The organism is Mesorhizobium sp. M1142 (genome assembly GCF_040318565.1).
Classification (GTDB): Bacteria; Pseudomonadota; Alphaproteobacteria; order Rhizobiales; family Rhizobiaceae; genus Mesorhizobium.
On sequence record NZ_JAMYMK010000009.1, the window covers coordinates 21,141 to 36,081 of the forward strand.

At 63.0% G+C, this 14,941-nt stretch carries 14 protein-coding genes and 1 tRNA gene; 7 read left to right on the forward strand and 8 right to left on the reverse strand.

Translation table 11 applies throughout. The features are described from left to right. Positions 1-80: 80 nt before the first annotated feature. A complete protein-coding gene (gene yidD, locus NKH42_RS16325) occupies positions 81-455 on the reverse strand; it encodes a membrane protein insertion efficiency factor YidD (protein WP_352689975.1) in 375 nt (124 codons plus the stop codon). A 337-nt stretch (positions 456-792) separates the two neighbouring features. Here yidD and NKH42_RS16330 point away from each other — a divergent pair, with 337 nt between their 5' ends. Next, entirely contained in the window at positions 793-1,707 is a 915-nt protein-coding gene (locus tag NKH42_RS16330) for a LysR substrate-binding domain-containing protein (protein ID WP_352689963.1), read from the forward strand. Here NKH42_RS16330 and NKH42_RS16335 read toward each other — a convergent pair. After that, positions 1,704-2,150: an iron-sulfur cluster assembly scaffold protein gene (locus tag NKH42_RS16335; RefSeq protein WP_023678879.1), complete on the reverse strand. Its 447-nt coding sequence runs from the start codon at positions 2,148-2,150 to the stop codon at positions 1,704-1,706. The two genes, NKH42_RS16330 and NKH42_RS16335, sit on opposite strands and share 4 nt — an antisense overlap. Before the next feature lie 240 nt (positions 2,151-2,390). Here NKH42_RS16335 and folE point away from each other — a divergent pair, with 240 nt between their 5' ends. From folE to NKH42_RS16350, 3 genes are all read left to right on the forward strand, one after another. Next, entirely contained in the window at positions 2,391-3,053 is a 663-nt protein-coding gene (gene folE / locus NKH42_RS16340) for a GTP cyclohydrolase I FolE (protein ID WP_254818364.1), read from the forward strand. Positions 3,054-3,063: 10 nt separating this feature from the next. Next, positions 3,064-3,534, forward strand: coding sequence for a phosphoribosyl-AMP cyclohydrolase (gene hisI, locus NKH42_RS16345; protein ID WP_352479758.1), 471 nt, complete (start codon positions 3,064-3,066; stop codon positions 3,532-3,534). 84 nt (positions 3,535-3,618) lie between these two features. Beyond that, entirely contained in the window at positions 3,619-4,590 is a 972-nt protein-coding gene (locus NKH42_RS16350) for a patatin family protein (RefSeq protein WP_352751289.1), read from the forward strand. Positions 4,591-4,611: 21 nt separating this feature from the next. Here NKH42_RS16350 and recJ read toward each other — a convergent pair whose 3' ends face one another. From recJ to NKH42_RS16375, 5 genes are all read right to left on the reverse strand, one after another. Continuing rightward, positions 4,612-6,396 (reverse strand): single-stranded-DNA-specific exonuclease RecJ, encoded by a 1,785-nt coding sequence (gene recJ / locus NKH42_RS16355; protein ID WP_352751291.1) that lies wholly within the window; start codon positions 6,394-6,396, stop codon positions 4,612-4,614. Positions 6,397-6,456: 60 nt separating this feature from the next. Further along, complete coding sequence (glpX, locus tag NKH42_RS16360; protein ID WP_352689960.1) at positions 6,457-7,440, reverse strand: class II fructose-bisphosphatase; 984 nt, start codon at positions 7,438-7,440, stop codon at positions 6,457-6,459. 200 nt (positions 7,441-7,640) lie between these two features. After that, positions 7,641-8,954 carry a homoserine dehydrogenase gene (locus NKH42_RS16365; RefSeq protein ID WP_352508757.1) on the reverse strand — a complete coding sequence of 438 codons (1,314 nt, stop codon included), beginning with the start codon at positions 8,952-8,954 and terminating at the stop codon, positions 7,641-7,643. A gap of 42 nt (positions 8,955-8,996) precedes the next feature. Next, positions 8,997-10,214: an LL-diaminopimelate aminotransferase gene (locus tag NKH42_RS16370; protein ID WP_352751295.1), complete on the reverse strand. Its 1,218-nt coding sequence runs from the start codon at positions 10,212-10,214 to the stop codon at positions 8,997-8,999. A gap of 40 nt (positions 10,215-10,254) precedes the next feature. Next, complete coding sequence (locus tag NKH42_RS16375) at positions 10,255-10,641, reverse strand: hypothetical protein (RefSeq protein ID WP_254818357.1); 387 nt, start codon at positions 10,639-10,641, stop codon at positions 10,255-10,257. Between the two features lie 97 nt (positions 10,642-10,738). Here NKH42_RS16375 and phaC point away from each other — a divergent pair, with 97 nt between their 5' ends. The 3 genes from phaC to NKH42_RS16390 all read left to right on the forward strand — a co-directional run bounded on the left by phaC (position 10,739) and on the right by NKH42_RS16390 (position 14,253). Beyond that, a complete protein-coding gene (phaC, locus tag NKH42_RS16380) occupies positions 10,739-12,565 on the forward strand; it encodes a class I poly(R)-hydroxyalkanoic acid synthase (RefSeq protein ID WP_352508758.1) in 1,827 nt (608 codons plus the stop codon). Between the two features lie 327 nt (positions 12,566-12,892). Next, positions 12,893-14,005 (forward strand): YcbK family protein, encoded by a 1,113-nt coding sequence (locus NKH42_RS16385; RefSeq protein ID WP_352508768.1) that lies wholly within the window; start codon positions 12,893-12,895, stop codon positions 14,003-14,005. Between the two features lie 173 nt (positions 14,006-14,178). Further along, positions 14,179-14,253, forward strand: a tRNA-Glu gene (locus NKH42_RS16390). A gap of 124 nt (positions 14,254-14,377) precedes the next feature. On the opposite strand, the gene NKH42_RS16395 is transcribed toward NKH42_RS16390, so the two are convergent. Continuing rightward, positions 14,378-14,677, reverse strand: coding sequence for a DUF982 domain-containing protein (locus tag NKH42_RS16395; protein ID WP_254818355.1), 300 nt, complete (start codon positions 14,675-14,677; stop codon positions 14,378-14,380). Positions 14,678-14,941 lie beyond the last annotated feature (264 nt).

Sequence of the window (14,941 nt, forward strand, 5' to 3'; positions counted from 1 at the left end):
AAATGCGCTATGTCCGCGCAAGCTGCGGTTAACCCTACCAGATCGTAAAAGCGGTCCGGTTGTGCACCGAACAGTTGCGGTCAACTGTCCAGGTCGCCACGTTTTTTCCCGATCCGCCAGTACCGCCATGGCGTGAACCAACGGTAACGATCAGCCAGGATCTCCGGTACGCGGTCGATGCCGTGCGTTCCGAACGGTCCGCAGCGCAGCACCCGGAAAAACCCCATCCAGCCACCGGCCCACAGCCCGTGGCGGGCGATCGCTTCGTGCGCGTATTCGGAACAGGTCGGCAAATGCCGGCAGGAATTGCCGACAAAGCCAGACAGCGTCAGCTGGTAGAGTCGGACAAGCGCGGTACCGAAGAGGCGGCCCGGCGTCTTGCGCCACGGGCCGGGCCAGTTGCGTCCTTGTCGAATCGGCCTGGCACCGCGCGCATGCCGATATTGGCCAACCACCGCAGTCTCCACATCACGTTTTTCAACACGATAGATGTGCGCATCGGGCCAGAAACGCAATGGCGTTTCGGCAATCCCGTCATGGCCTGGCACGGCGAGTCGGGTAGCGGTCGGGCGTCGGCTTCCGGCATACGGCGACGCTGGTCGGCGGCCTCTCCTCGCACCAATCCCTATGGGTTTCTCGTCATGCCATTGAAACGTCGCGATCCGTACGACATCGCCCAGAACGTTGAGAAACTGGATCATGGCAGCACTCCTTGAGCGCCGATTAGAGCGCCGCTGGCCTTGCCCTTCAAACGAGTATAACGTCCACGTCAGATAACTCTGAGTTATGCGAATGAAGCGCGGACACCTCCCCCTGACGGCTCTCAGAAGCTTCGAAGCAGCCGGTCGTCACCTGAGCTTCAGCCGTGCGGCCGCGGAGCTTTACGTCTCGCAGGCAGCGATCAGCCGCCAGATCCGCGAGCTCGAAGCCTTCCTGCGCCAACCTCTGTTCTTCCGCCATCATCGCCGCGTCGAGTTGACCGACACCGGCCGGCGGCTGCTCGACCAGTTGGTCAGAAGTTTCGAGGGCATCGACAGGCTGCTTTCGGAGTTGACGGCGGCCCAGACGCAGTCCGTGGTCCGTGTCAGCGTCGAGCCATCGCTTGCATCCGTATGGCTGGTCCCGCGGCTCAACCGCTTTCGCGAGTTGCGACCCGATATCGACGTTTCCCTTGAGGTCGACCCGAGGTTGATAGAGTTTCGCAGCGATCAGCCCGAACTTGCCCTGCGCTTCAGTGCGCACGCCACCTCATGGCCACGCAGCGAAGCCGAACAGCTTGCCGCGGTCGTCGATTCACCAGTCCTGTCGCCGGCGCTTCTTGCATCCGGGCCAGCTCTGGAAAAACCGATCGACCTTGGTCGCTACGCATTGCTGCACGAAGAAAACCGTCAGGCTTGGGCGCGCTGGTTCGAAGCGGCTGGCGTGACGGCTGAGGCCGTGCCTGCGCGCGGCCCGATGCTGGCGGATGCTTCGCTTTCGAAGCAGGCAGCTTTGCTTGGACATGGTGTCGCGCTGGGCGATCTTCTGCAGATCGGCGAAGAACTTGCGTCCGGCGCGCTGATCAAGCCTTTCGACATCGACGTCGCGTCCGGCGCCTATTGGCTGGTGGCCAGAAGGCTGAATGACCTTTCAGAGCCGGCCAGGGCTTTTGCCGACTGGGTCCGGGCGGAATTCGCCGAAAGCCGGCGTTTCCTTGCCGAGATCTAGGCCGCCTCCTCGGCCCGCTTCTTCTCAATCTGACCGATGGCGTCGACCACTGCGTCGAAGGTCAGCATGGTCGAGGCGTGGCGCGCCTTATAGTCGCGCACCGGTTCCAGATATTTCAGGTCGGCGAAGCGGCCTTCGGGCGGCGGACCATTTTCCTTCAGCATCTTCAGCATCGTCTCGCGCACGCTGCGCAATTCTTCGGCGCTGGCGCCGACGACATGCTGCGCCATGATCGAAGAGGACGCCTGGCCAAGCGCACAGGCCTTCACGTCATGCGCGAAATCGCTGACGACCCCATCATCCATCTTCAGATCGACGGTCACCGTCGAGCCGCACAGCTTGGAATGTGCTCGTGCGGTTGCGTCGGGCCGGTCGAGCCGGCCGATCCGTGCGATGTTTCCGGCAAAACCCAGAATTTTCGCATTGTAGACATCGTCGATCATATTTTTCCAATCCGTCGCCGCCCAGCGAACAGTCATTGCCGCTCTGGCGTCTTCCTTTCGCTCGGCACGAACATATATAATGGCGGTAGTCGGGTATCGACAAGGCGACCACAAACCTCGTCGTGCCCAATTCTGTTCACGCCACTTACGGGCTGGAAACCGGGCGAGTTTCTGACACCCGAAAGGTCGTGGTCCGTTCAACTCGTTCCTCCTGAGAGAGGAACTACGGGAGACGCCTTTATGGACGCCGTTATCAAGAAACTCATGCCGCGGTCCGCCTATATGGAAAAGCCGGTCACCGACCGGCCGAGCGAGGCCGAAGTCGAAGCCGCTGTGCGCATCTTGCTGCGCTGGACCGGCGACAACCCTGACCGCGAGGGCCTGATCGACACGCCGAAGCGCGTCACCAAGGCATTCCGCGAAATGTTCAACGGTTATGATATGTGCCCAGCCGAGGAACTTGGCCGCACCTTCGAGGAAGTCGCCGGCTATGACGACCTCGTCCTCGTCAAGGACATATCCTTCCACTCGCATTGCGAGCATCACATGGTGCCGATCATCGGCAAGGCGCATGTCGGCTATCTGCCTGACGGCAAGGTTGTCGGCCTGTCCAAGATCGCCCGCGTCGTCGACATCTTCGCCCATCGCCTGCAGACCCAGGAAGCGATGACGGCGCAGATTGCCGGCGTCATCCAGGACGTCCTCAATCCGCGCGGCGTGGCGGTCATGCTTGAAGCCGAGCATATGTGCATGGCCATGCGGGGCATCCGCAAGCAGGGCTCCACCACGCTGACCTCGACCTTCACCGGCGCCTTCAAGGATACACCCGAAGAGCAGGTCCGCTTCGTCACCATGGTGCGCGGCGGCGGAACTGATCAGACCCGCCCCACCTTCGTTAAATAAGGACCGGCGAATGTCGGCATTGGAATTCCCGAAAGCTCCCTCAGACAAGAAGGCGCTTGAGGAAGGCACGGTCCTTTCGCCGCGCTTCGATGCCGGCGGCCTCGTCACCGCCGTCGTCACCGATGCCGAAGACGGCATGCTGCTGATGGTCGCGCATATGAATGCCGAGGCGCTGGCGCTAACGCTCGAGACCGGCATCGCGCACTACTGGTCGCGTTCGCGCAACGCGCTGTGGAAGAAGGGCGAAACCTCGGGCAATGTCCAGCAGGTCGTCGAGATGCTCACGGATTGTGACCAGGACGCGATATGGTTGCGCGTCAAAGTGCTGGGTCATGAAGCAACTTGTCACACCGGCCGACGTTCATGCTTTTATCGGACGGTGGGGCTGAGCGATGGCAAAGGGACGCTTGCCAGCGACGGCAGCAAGCCGCTGTTCGATGCGGAAAAAACCTATCGAAAGCCCAATACACCATCAATATGAACCATTCGCAGCACTTCAGCCACGTGTATTCATGATTTCGATACGGCCCGCCTGTAGGATGACCGTGGGACAAGGGAGATTGTGATGCTCGACTGGGCGTCATTGCGCAACAGACCTGACGTTCGGGAGGCGAATGGCCTCTCCTCGGCCGCGGGCGCATCCGAAACCATATCTCCGGGCAAAACAGGGATTTCGCTGGCATTGGGTGGCGGCTGTGCGCGCGGCTGGGCGCATATCGGCGTGCTGCGCGCGCTTGACGAAGCCGGCATCGAAGTGTCGATGATCGCCGGCACCTCGATCGGCGCGCTGGTCGGCGGCTGCTATGTTGCCGGCAAGCTCGACGAGCTGGAAGAATTCGCGCGCAGCCTGACCAGGCGGCGCATTTTTGGCCTTCTCGACCTCAATCTACGCGGCAGCGGCCTGTTCGGTGGCATGAAGCTCGATGCGCGGCTACGCGAGCACATAGCCGGCATCCGCTTCGAGGACCTGCCAAAACCATTCGTCTGCGTCGCTTCGGAAATCCGCACCGGCCATGAGATCTGGCTGTCGAGCGGCTCGTTGAGCACCGCAATGCGCGCCTCCTACGCGCTGCCCGGCGTGTTCGAGCCGGTCGCCTGCAACGGGCGTGTGCTGGTTGACGGCGCCCTGGTCAATCCGGTGCCGGTCTCGGTTTGCCGTGCCTACGAGCAGCCGCTCGTGGTCGCGGTGAACCTTCACTACGATCTGTTCGGCCGCGCCGCGGTGATCAAGCACAATGCCGGCGAGTTGGTCATCGAGAAAGACGCGCCGCGGGCCGGCCAGGCCGATCCCGAACGCCAGTCGCGCGAGACGCGGCTCGGCATTACCGGCGTCATGGTCGAGGCCTTCAACATCATTCAGGATCGCATTTCGCGCGCCAGGCTGGCCGGCGACCCGCCGGACATATCGCTGCAGCCGAAGCTCAGCCATATCGGCCTGACCGAATTCCACCGCGCCGACGAAGCAATCCGTATCGGCTACCAGGCAACGATGGCGCAGATCGGCGACCTGACCCGGCTGCAGACCGTCCTCGCTTAGGCAGAGCGGACGGCGAGCTTCTCAGGCAAGCGCCGCGTCGACGATACGAAATTGCACCGTGCGGTTGCCGTTCCAGTGGTTGCCCGACAGCGAGCCGGCTACATGCACCGGCTTACCCCTGTTCTTGAACAGGAATTCGCCGAGCGCGGTATCGACGGCGCGAAAGGCGATCGCCTGGATGCGGCCGCCGCTTTCCGACTGCAGGTCGGCGCGGATGTGGTTGGTGCCGACCGCCCGCGCATCGACAAGCCGGTGGCGCGGCAGCGCGAACACCGGCGCGACATGCCCTGCGCCGAACGGCCCTGCCCTCTCAAGTGCATCGAGCAGCGCGAGCGTCGCGCCCTCGGCGGCAAGCGCACCGTCGATCGCCAGGCTCTCCTGCCCTTGCAGGCGGAACACGTCCACCGCCGCGCGCTCTTCGAAGAAAGCCCTGAGTTCGCCGAGCTTCGCCCGCTCGACAGTGATGCCGGCCGCCATTCCGTGGCCGCCGCCCTTGACGATAAGTCCGGCATCGGCAGCCTCGCGCACCAGCCGGCCGAGGTCGAAGCCAGACACTGAACGGCCTGAACCCGTACCGACACCGTTGGCGTTGAAGGCAATGGCAAATGCGGGCCGGCGCGCATGGTCCTTGAGCCGCGAGGCAAGCAGGCCGACAATGCCCGGGTGCCAGTTGCTGCTGGCTGTGACCACGATGGCCGGACCATTGCCGCCGGCAAGCTCGGCGTCGGCCTCTGAGCGCGCCGCGGCCAGCATCTCCTGCTCCATCGACTGCCGCTCCTGGTTGAGCCGATCCAGCGTCTCGGCGATGGTGCGGGCTTCGACCGGGTCGTCGGTTGCAAGCAGGCGGCTGCCAAGTGCTGCGTCGCCGATGCGCCCGCCGGCGTTGATGCGCGGACCGATCAGAAAGGCCAGATGGAACGTGCTGATCGGCTCGCCTATACGCGAGACCCGCGCCAACGCCGCCAGCCCTTCGTTTCTCTGCTGCCGCGCCACCTGCAGCCCCTTGATCACGAAGGCGCGGTTGACGCCGGTGAGCGGCACCACGTCGCAGACTGTGCCCAGCGCCACCAGGTCGAGCAGGGCAAGCAGGTCCGGCGGTGCGGCATCCGGCAAGCGGCCGCGCAGGATCTTCGCGGTCTGCACCAGGCAAAGGAAGACGACGCCGGCGGCACAAAGATGACCTTGGCCGGAAAGGTCGTCCTCGCGATTTGGGTTAACGACCGCAGCCGCCGCCGGCAACGGCCCGCCGACCTGATGGTGATCGAGCACCACGACGTCGGCGCCGGCGGCCTTCGCCGCATCGATGGAAGCAGCACTATTGGTGCCGCAATCGACGGTGACGATCAGCGTCGCGCCGCGCGAGACGAGTTCGCGCATCGCTTCCGGATTGGGGCCGTAACCCTCGAAGATGCGGTCCGGTATGTAGATCTCCGACGGCACCGAGAAATGCGCGAGAAAGCGCTTGAGCAGCGCCGACGAGGCGGCGCCGTCGACATCGTAATCGCCAAAGATCGCTACCTTTTCCCTGGCCGTCACCGCCTGGGCGATACGAGAGGCGGCCTTGTCCATGTCGGTCAGCGATGCCGGGTCGGGCAGCAGGTTGCGGATGGTCGGATCGAGAAACCGCTCGGTCTGCTCGGCGGTGACGCCGCGCCCGGCCAGCACGCGCGCCACGATGTCGGGCACGCCATAACCTTGCGCGATGGCGAGCGCGGCCATGTCCTGGCGCTCGGTCAGCCGGTGTTCCCAGGAAACGCCGGTGGCCGATTGCCTGACATCGAGGAAAAAGCGTCTTTCCCCCGTCACGTGATGCGCCGTCTGCAATTTGTCATTGCGCACAATATGCAACGGCTAACTGAGTCGAAATCAAAACTTTTCCAGATCCTGGTGCCTGGCCTTGATCTCGCGCACGGTCCGCGATGACGAGCGCAGCACGATCGTGTGCGTGGTGATGAAATTGTGGCCGAACTTGACGCCGGCCAGCATATTGCCGTCGGTGACGCCGGTCGCGGCAAACAGCACGTCGCCGCGTGCCATGTCTTGCGTGTGGTAGATCCGTTTGGGGTCGGAGATGCCCATCTTGGCGGCGCGCGCCAGCTTTTCCGGCGTATCGAGGATCAACCTGCCCTGCATCTGGCCACCGGTGCAGCGCAAGGCGGCAGCTGCAAGCACGCCTTCCGGCGCGCCTCCGGTGCCGAGATAAATGTCGATACCGGTCTCGTCCGGATCGGTGGTGTGGATGACCCCGGCGACATCACCGTCGCCGATCAGACGGATCGCGGCGCCGGTCGCCCGCACGGCTTCGATCAACGCGCCATGGCGTGGCCGGTCGAGAATACAGGCGGTGATCTCCGCCACCGGCACGCCCTTGGCCCTGGCGAGGCTGGCGATGTTTTCGGCCGGCGAGGCATCGATGTCGATGATGCCGTCGGCATAGCCCGGGCCGATCGCGATCTTGTCCATATAGACATCCGGCGCGAACAAAAGGCTGCCTTTTTCGGCAATGGCGATAACGGCCAATGCGTTGGGCAGGTTCTTGGCGCAGATCGTCGTGCCTTCGAGCGGATCGAGCGCGATGTCGACAGCCGGGCCTTTGCCGGTACCGACTTCCTCGCCGATATAAAGCATCGGCGCCTCGTCGCGCTCGCCCTCGCCGATCACTACCGTGCCGTTGATGGCAAGACGGTTGAGTTCCTGCCGCATGGCATCGACCGCAACCTGGTCGGCGGCTTTCTCGTCGCCGCGTCCGCGCAATCTGGCGGCCGCGACCGCGGCGCGTTCGGTGACGCGCACCAATTCCATGGTCAGTATCCGGTCGAGGCCGGCGACAATGTTCTGGGCCACATTCATCGATGGACAATCCTCGTTGGCACTTTGTTTTTATGCATGTCGTCGTCCCAAAAACCGCCGCACACGTTTGGGCGACATGCATTAGCCTCCCGCCAGAGACGCGCTCCTTGTGTCAAAGCCCCGTGACAACAGCAAGACCTGCGCTGGACCTTTTTGAAAGCGCAGCAATATCAATCGATTAAACGCAAAATGTGAGACTGCTATCCGGCCCGCTCGATGCGGATGACTTGCGGCTTGTCGGTCAGAAGGCTGTCCCTGGTGATGCCGTCGACGGCCTTACGCACCGCCGCCTCGGTCGTCTCGTGGGTCACCAGGATGACGGTCTTCTGTGCCTCGGTTTCCGGACCGGCGGCATGCTGGACGATCGATTCCAGCGAAATGTCGTTGTCAGCCATGCGCTTGGCTATTGCCGCGAAGACGCCGAGGCGGTCGTGCACGGTCAGCCGGATGAAATAACCCCCGGCATGGCTGCGCATCTGCGCCTTCTTGTAGGGCTTGAGCTCCTTCGCCGGCCGGCCGAAGACCGGACCATGCTGGAACCCAGGCCGGCTCTTAGCGATGTCGGCAATGTCGCCGATCACCGCCGATGCGGTGGCGTTGCCGCCGGCACCGGGGCCGGAGAGCAGCAATTCGCCGAGGATGTCGGTCTCGATGGCCACCGCATTGGTGACGCCGTGCACCTGCGCGATGACCGAGGCCGTCGGCACCATGGTCGGATGCACGCGCTGCTCGATGCCGCTTTCGGTGCGTTGGGCGACGCCAAGCAGCTTGATCCGGTAGCCGAGATCGCCGGCCGCGCGGATGTCGGCCTGGCTGATGTTGGAGATGCCTTCCATGTAGATATCGTTGGCGGCGATCTTCGTGCCGAAGGCAAGGCTGGTCAGGATCGACAGCTTGTGTGCGGTGTCGTGGCCCTCGATGTCGAAGGTCGGGTCGGCTTCGGCATAGCCCAACCGTTGCGCATCCTTCAGGCAGGCATCAAAGGACAGGCCCTCGGCTTCCATGCGCGTCAAAATATAATTGCAGGTACCGTTGAGAATGCCGAAAACGCGGGTCACCGAATTGCCGGCCATCGCCTCGCGCATCGTCTTGATGACCGGAATGCCGCCTGCCACCGCCGCTTCGTAGTTGAGCAGCACACCCCTCTTTTCTGCGATCTCGGCCAGTGAGACGCCGTGCTTGGCAAGCAATGCCTTGTTTGCGGTAACGACATGTCGGCCGGCCTCGAGCGCCGCTTTGACGGACGAGCGCGACGGGCCTTCGTCGCCGCCGATCAACTCGACGAAGACATCTATCTCGGCGATCTGCGCCATCTTGACGGCATCGTCGAACCACTGTGCCGTACCAAGATCGACGCCGCGGTCGCGTTTGGGATCGCGGGCCGAAACCGCCGACACCACGATGTCGCGTCCGCACTGCCGCGTCAGTTCGGCCGCCTTGTCGCGCAGCACACGGGCCACAGACGCACCGACGGTGCCGAGGCCGGCAATTCCAACACGCAACGCTTCAGCCATGTCCGGCGACGCCCCTCAACAATTCGGTCGATGTGTATAAGATCAGCGATGCGCGGCGAGCGGTACGACATTATTCGGCTGCTTGGCGCTGGATGCGAGGAAGCGCTTAATGTTGCGCGCCGCTTGCCGGATCCGATGCTCGTTTTCGACCAGCGCGATGCGCACGTGATCGTCGCCATGCTCGCCGAAGCCGACGCCCGGCGCCACCGCGACGTCGGCGTGCTCGATCAGGAGCTTGGAGAACTCAAGCGAGCCAAGGTGCTTGAACGGCTCCGGGATCGGCGCCCAGGCGAACATCGATGCCGCCGGTGCGGGAATGGTCCAGCCGGCACGGCTGAAGGAGTCGACCATGACATCGCGGCGTTTGCGGTAGACGTCGCGCACTTCGGCGATGTCGGCGCTGTCGCCGTTAAGCGCATGCGCCGCCGCCACCTGGATCGGCGTGAAGGCGCCGTAGTCGAGATAGGATTTCACCCGCGTCAGCGCCGAGATCAGCCGTTCATTGCCGACCGCAAAACCCATGCGCCAGCCCGGCATCGAAAAGGTCTTCGACATCGAGGTGAACTCGACGGCGACGTCTATGGCGCCCGGCACCTGCAGCACCGAAGGCGGCGGATTGCCGTCGAAATAGATTTCCGAATAGGCAAGGTCCGACAGGATGATGATGTCGTTCTTCCTGGCGAAGGCCACCACCTCCTTGTAGAAATCGAGCGAAGCGACCAGTGCCGTCGGGTTGGACGGATAATTGAGGATTAGTGCCAGCGGCTTCGGGATCGAATGGCGGATGCCGCGCTCCAGGGCCGGGATAAAGCCGTCGTCCGGCTCGACCTGCAGCGAGCGGATGACGCCGCCCGACATAATGAAGCCGAAGGCGTGGATCGGATAGGTCGGATTGGGGCACAGGATCACGTCGCCGGGGGCGGTGATCGCCTGCGCCATATTGGCGAAGCCCTCCTTCGAGCCGAGCGTCGCCACCACCTGGCTGTCCGGGTCGAGCTTCACGCCGAAGCGGCGGGCATAGTAGTTGGCCTGTGCACGGCGCAGACCCGGAATGCCGCGCGACGACGAATATCGGTGCGTGCGCGGATCGCGCACCACCTCGCATAATTTGTCGACGATGGCCTTGGGCGTCGGCAGGTCCGGATTGCCCATGCCAAGATCGATGATGTCGGCGCCGCGCGAACGGGCGCTGGCCTTCAGCCGGTTGACCTGTTCGAAGACATAGGGCGGAAGCCGGCGGACCTTGTGAAATTCTTCCATGGCAGTTCCAGACAGTGAGGTTGCGGTCGCGCGTATAAGCTTATTTGCAACTAGGGTCGAGAGCGGGGTCGCATTTGCCTTCGATCTGCTTCAGCGCCTCGGCGCCGTGTTTTTTTGCCAGCTGGTCCAGCGCTGCCTGGTCCGCAACCTTGACGCCGCCGCCCTTGGCGGCCTGGCTCTGCTTCTCGGCCTTCAGTTGGGCGAGCTTGGCGTTCTTTTCCTCGTCGGTGAATTGCTCGGCCGCCACCTGCGGCCGGATGTTCAGGTTTGGATAGGAACCGGTGTCCTTCGCGCCGACAAGGCCGGTGGCGGGCGCCGCACCTTCCATGTTGCTGCTCGTGCAACCGGCCATCGTCAACATGACGAGCGCCATGCGGCAAAAACGACCAGTGCCGGAAAAAACGTTCTTGCCAATATTAATCGTCATATTGTTTTCCTGGCGGCCGGGTTAGAGCACATTGGACCCTGTTCGATATCCCATGGTAATATGTCAACAAAACGCTTCGGGAGGAACCCCGCGAACCATGGCCAAAACACCCGATTCGGGCAAAGCGGAAGATGACCAACCTTCGACCGTCGAGCAATATCTGGTGAAGGACCCGGAACGCTTCGCTCTGAACATGGCCCGCATGATCGAGCAGGCCGGCAAAGCCGCCTCGGCATGGGCCGAGCCGCGGGAAAAGGGCGAGGTACGCGATCACGTCGCCGAGCCGGTCGTCGACATGGTGAAGACGTTCTCCAAGCTCACCGAGTACTGGCTCTCCGACCCGCAGCGCGCGCTGGAGGCGCAAACGCGGCTGTTTTCCGGCTACATGACCGTCTGGGCCAATGCTGTCCAGCGCGTCGGCGCCGGCGCCGAGGACGCGGTCAAGCCCGAGCGCGGCGACAAGCGTTTCCAGGACCCGGAATGGGGCCGCAACGCCTTCTTCGATTTCCTCAAACAGGCGTATCTGGTCACCTCGCGCTGGGCGGCCGAACTGGTCGAGCACGCCGACGGCCTGGACGAGCATACCCGCCACAAGGCCGGCTTTTATGTCAAGCAGGTGTCCAATGCCATCTCGCCGTCGAATTTCATCCTGACCAATCCGGAATTGTTTCGCGAGACTGTCGCCTCGAACGGTGAAAACCTGGTGCGCGGCATGAAGATGCTCGCCGAGGACATCGCCGCGGGCAAGGGTGACCTGAAGCTGCGGCAGGCAGATTATTCGCCCTTCGAGATCGGCAAGAATCTCGCCGCCACGCCGGGTAAGGTGGTCGGCCGCAGCGACGTCGCCGAAATCCTGCAATACGAGCCGACTACCGACACCGTGCTCAAACGGCCGCTGCTGATCTGCCCGCCATGGATCAACAAGTACTACATCCTCGATCTCAACCCGCAAAAATCCTTCATTCGCTGGGCGGTCGAGCAAGGCCACACCGTGTTCGTAATCTCCTGGATCAACCCGGACGAGCGGCACGGCGCCAAGAGTTGGGAGGCCTATATCAGGGAGGGCCTGCAATACGGCCTCGACACGATCGAGAAGGCAACCGGCGAAAGGCAGGTCAACGCCATCGGCTATTGCGTCGGCGGCACGCTTCTGGCGGCGGCCCTGGCGCTGATGGCGCAGGAAGGCGACCACCGCATCAAATCCGCCACCTTCTTCACCACCCAGGTCGATTTCACCTATGCCGGCGATCTAAAAGTGTTCGTCGACGAGGAGCAGGTCGCGGCCGTCGAGAAGGCGATGAACGAGAAAGGCTATCTCGACGGCACCAAGATGGCGACCGCCTTCAACATGCTGCGCTCGGGCGACCTGATCTGGCCCTATGTCGTCAACAACTACATGCGCGGCAAGGATCCCCTGCCCTTCGACCTGCTCTACTGGAATGCCGATTCGACCCGCATGGGCGCTGCCAACCATTCCTTCTATTTGCGCAATTGCTATCTCGAGAACAGGCTCTCGCAAGGCATGATGGAACTGGCGGGCCGCACGGTTTCGCTGAAGGACGTTACCATTCCGGTCTACAACCTCGCCTCTAAGGAGGACCACATCGCGCCGGCGCTATCGGTATTCCTCGGCTCGAAATATTTCGGCGGCGAGGTCGACTACGTCATGGCCGGCTCCGGCCACATCGCCGGGGTCGTCAATCCGCCGGCGGCGCAGAAATATCAATACTGGACCGGCGGCAAGCCGGCCGGCGACTTTGACAAATGGCTCGCCGGGGCCACAGCCCACCCCGGTTCCTGGTGGCCGCACTGGCAACGCTGGATCGAAGCCAAGGACAATACCCGCGTTCCGGCCCGCAAACCGGGCGAGCACATGCAAGTTCTAGGCGAAGCCCCCGGCACCTATGTCAAGGTGCGCGTGTAACCATCTGTAATGTGTGGTGAGTTGACGCGCCGCCAAAAGCGGGCGAAATGGTGCCGTCAACCCTGAGCAGCCTTGATTCATCCTCTAGCCGCCAAATTACTTTGAGGCTTGCAGATTTGACACAGGTCTCGTTTCCGGTTCGGGGAACAAGGGTCATTTCGACGAGACGTTTCGGCGCCGCGCCAATGACGAACCGGTCGGATATCGAGGGGGAATTTTGTTTTGAGATCAGCAGGATCGCGCCTCGCGAAGGGAGAAAGCCGCGCCATTGTGGCGGCGCTTTTCTCGGTGCTCCTGGCGTCCTGCACCTCGGCCGGCGACCCGACCATGTCGGTCGGCATGCCAGGCTACAATACCTCGGCTACCGAAATCAGCACGGCCGCCGGTGCGCCCCAGGCCAGCACGGCCGCATTATCGTCGCAGATGACAACCGCACAAATGACGATGAATGCCGACGGTGACGCCAACCTTCCCGAGCAGGTCGCCTATGTGCCAATAGCCAAGCCAGGGGCCAAGCCCGATGCCGGCTTCCCGATCGCCGTTCCAACGGCAGCCGAGACGATCGCGGGACACACGCCGCAGCCGCTGCAACCAAACGCCCAGACGGCCGAACAGGCCGTGGCACAAAACAGTGCTGATGCATCGAAGCCCGACGCCAAGGCCGCCGCGCCGGCGATGAACAACCCGGTCTATGTAACCGCCGGCGAGATGCCGCAGCCACAGGCCTACGCACCGAAGAAAAACTTCCTAGCCTCGCTGTTCAGCGCCACCCCCGCTTCGGCAGCATCGCCGGCCAACAGCAGATCGGGCGGGCAGCCAACGGCCGTGCAGGCCAAGGCGACGCCTGCGGCGAAACCCACCGTTACCTTGGCCTCGGCCAATCCGGCTGAAAAGCCGGTGCAGTTGGTGTCGACCGGCGATACCAGCCATTTCACGGCCGATGCGCTGCCGGGCGTGCGCCAGACGGCGTTGTTCGAGATCAAGCGCAAATCCGGCCTCGACGATGAGAGCGACGTCGATCTCAACGAAGACGAAGGTTCGGGTGGTGCCTACCAGGTCGCCTCCGCCGCCGGCCTCGCCAGGCTCGCGCCCAACGGCCTCCTGAAACAGAACGAAAGCGTCGATGTCGCCTGCTTGAAGCCGTCGCTGGTTCGCGTGCTGAAGACGATCGAAGGCCATTACGGCCGCAAGATGACGGTCACCTCCGGCTATCGCGACCCGGCCCGCAACCGCCGCGCCAACGGCGCCAAGAATTCGCTGCACATGTACTGCGCCGCTGCCGACATCCAGGTCCCCGGCGTCTCGAAGTGGGAACTGGCGAGCTACATCCGCACCATGCCGGGCCGCGGCGGCGTCGGCACCTACTGCCACACCGAATCCGTCCATGTCGATGTCGGCCCCGAGCGCGACTGGAACTGGCGTTGCCGCAGGCGCGGTTAGGGAGACGTTCTTCGGCCACAGCGAAGTCCCCTCGGCGACGTTGCAGCATGCTGCAAAACCAGCTTGGCTGTCGGAAAGACGCGGTTTGGAGCCAAAGGAAAAAAGTTGTCGCAGCCGGCGGCAGACGGGTTGCCGGTTTGTCGCGACGCAACTATAAGCGCTCACATCTGAGCGCGCCCATCGTCTAGCGGTCAGGACACCGCCCTTTCACGGCGGTAACAGGGGTTCGATTCCCCTTGGGCGTACCAGCAATTTCAACTTGGCATATGTCTATCGCCAGCGTGATGCTGGCAAACCTGGCCGGACCCCACCCACTCTGATGGGGGTGTCAGCAAAGGGGCGAAGACAAACTGCGGATGTGCCGAGGGCTCCCTACGCCCGCAGTCCCCTCGCCTCGCCGCCGCGCTTGCGCGGAGGAACCATCATGTCCCTGGCAAGCAGGCCGCTCACCCGGCAAAAGGCCATGAAGGCCCGCCATGCGTCTTCGGTCTCGACGATGTCCACCGTGGCGCCAAAACAGGCATTGAACGCAGCCTGGTAGGTTGGCCCCTTCCGGCGAACCGGCCACGTTTGCAGGAAATCGAGCGCCTGCTCGACACTGTAGATTTCCTCGACCGGCTGGCTGGGCACAGGCGCGATACGCACCGGCACCGCAAATTGCAGTCTGTCCATTCGACCTCTCCCGAACCGACACCCCCGCAGCAACATCGTTCGGCATAAAAAGTTGCCGTGGCGGCTTCATGCTTGGGCCGACTTCTCGCCTAGAAATGTGTCGTCACTGCGGTAGCCAAATGAACCGGTCGGGAGCATGGGCAGCTACAGGCAAGGAGAGTGCCCCAAAGACCTGAATATCGCCGGTCTTCGGTCGTCGCCGGCAGTTCGTCCTTGAACCTTGCGCCTTCCAGTGCCAAATCTGGGGAGATTTCTCTGGCGGGG

Excerpts from the sequence above, each read along its gene's own strand:
- NKH42_RS16330 (WP_352689963.1), top strand. The coding sequence starts at position 793 with ATGAAGCGCGGACACCTCCCCCTGACGGCTCTCAGAAGCTTCGAAGCA.
- NKH42_RS16335 (WP_023678879.1), bottom strand. The coding sequence starts at position 2,150 with ATGATCGACGATGTCTACAATGCGAAAATTCTGGGTTTTGCCGGAAAC.
- folE (WP_254818364.1), top strand. The coding sequence starts at position 2,391 with ATGGACGCCGTTATCAAGAAACTCATGCCGCGGTCCGCCTATATGGAA.
- hisI (WP_352479758.1), top strand. The coding sequence starts at position 3,064 with ATGTCGGCATTGGAATTCCCGAAAGCTCCCTCAGACAAGAAGGCGCTT.
- NKH42_RS16350 (WP_352751289.1), top strand. The coding sequence starts at position 3,619 with ATGCTCGACTGGGCGTCATTGCGCAACAGACCTGACGTTCGGGAGGCG.
- glpX (WP_352689960.1), bottom strand. The coding sequence starts at position 7,440 with ATGAATGTGGCCCAGAACATTGTCGCCGGCCTCGACCGGATACTGACC.
- NKH42_RS16365 (WP_352508757.1), bottom strand. The coding sequence starts at position 8,954 with ATGGCTGAAGCGTTGCGTGTTGGAATTGCCGGCCTCGGCACCGTCGGT.
- NKH42_RS16370 (WP_352751295.1), bottom strand. The coding sequence starts at position 10,214 with ATGGAAGAATTTCACAAGGTCCGCCGGCTTCCGCCCTATGTCTTCGAA.
- NKH42_RS16375 (WP_254818357.1), bottom strand. The coding sequence starts at position 10,641 with ATGACGATTAATATTGGCAAGAACGTTTTTTCCGGCACTGGTCGTTTT.
- phaC (WP_352508758.1), top strand. The coding sequence starts at position 10,739 with ATGGCCAAAACACCCGATTCGGGCAAAGCGGAAGATGACCAACCTTCG.
- NKH42_RS16385 (WP_352508768.1), top strand. The coding sequence starts at position 12,893 with ATGTCGGTCGGCATGCCAGGCTACAATACCTCGGCTACCGAAATCAGC.
- NKH42_RS16395 (WP_254818355.1), bottom strand. The coding sequence starts at position 14,677 with ATGGACAGACTGCAATTTGCGGTGCCGGTGCGTATCGCGCCTGTGCCC.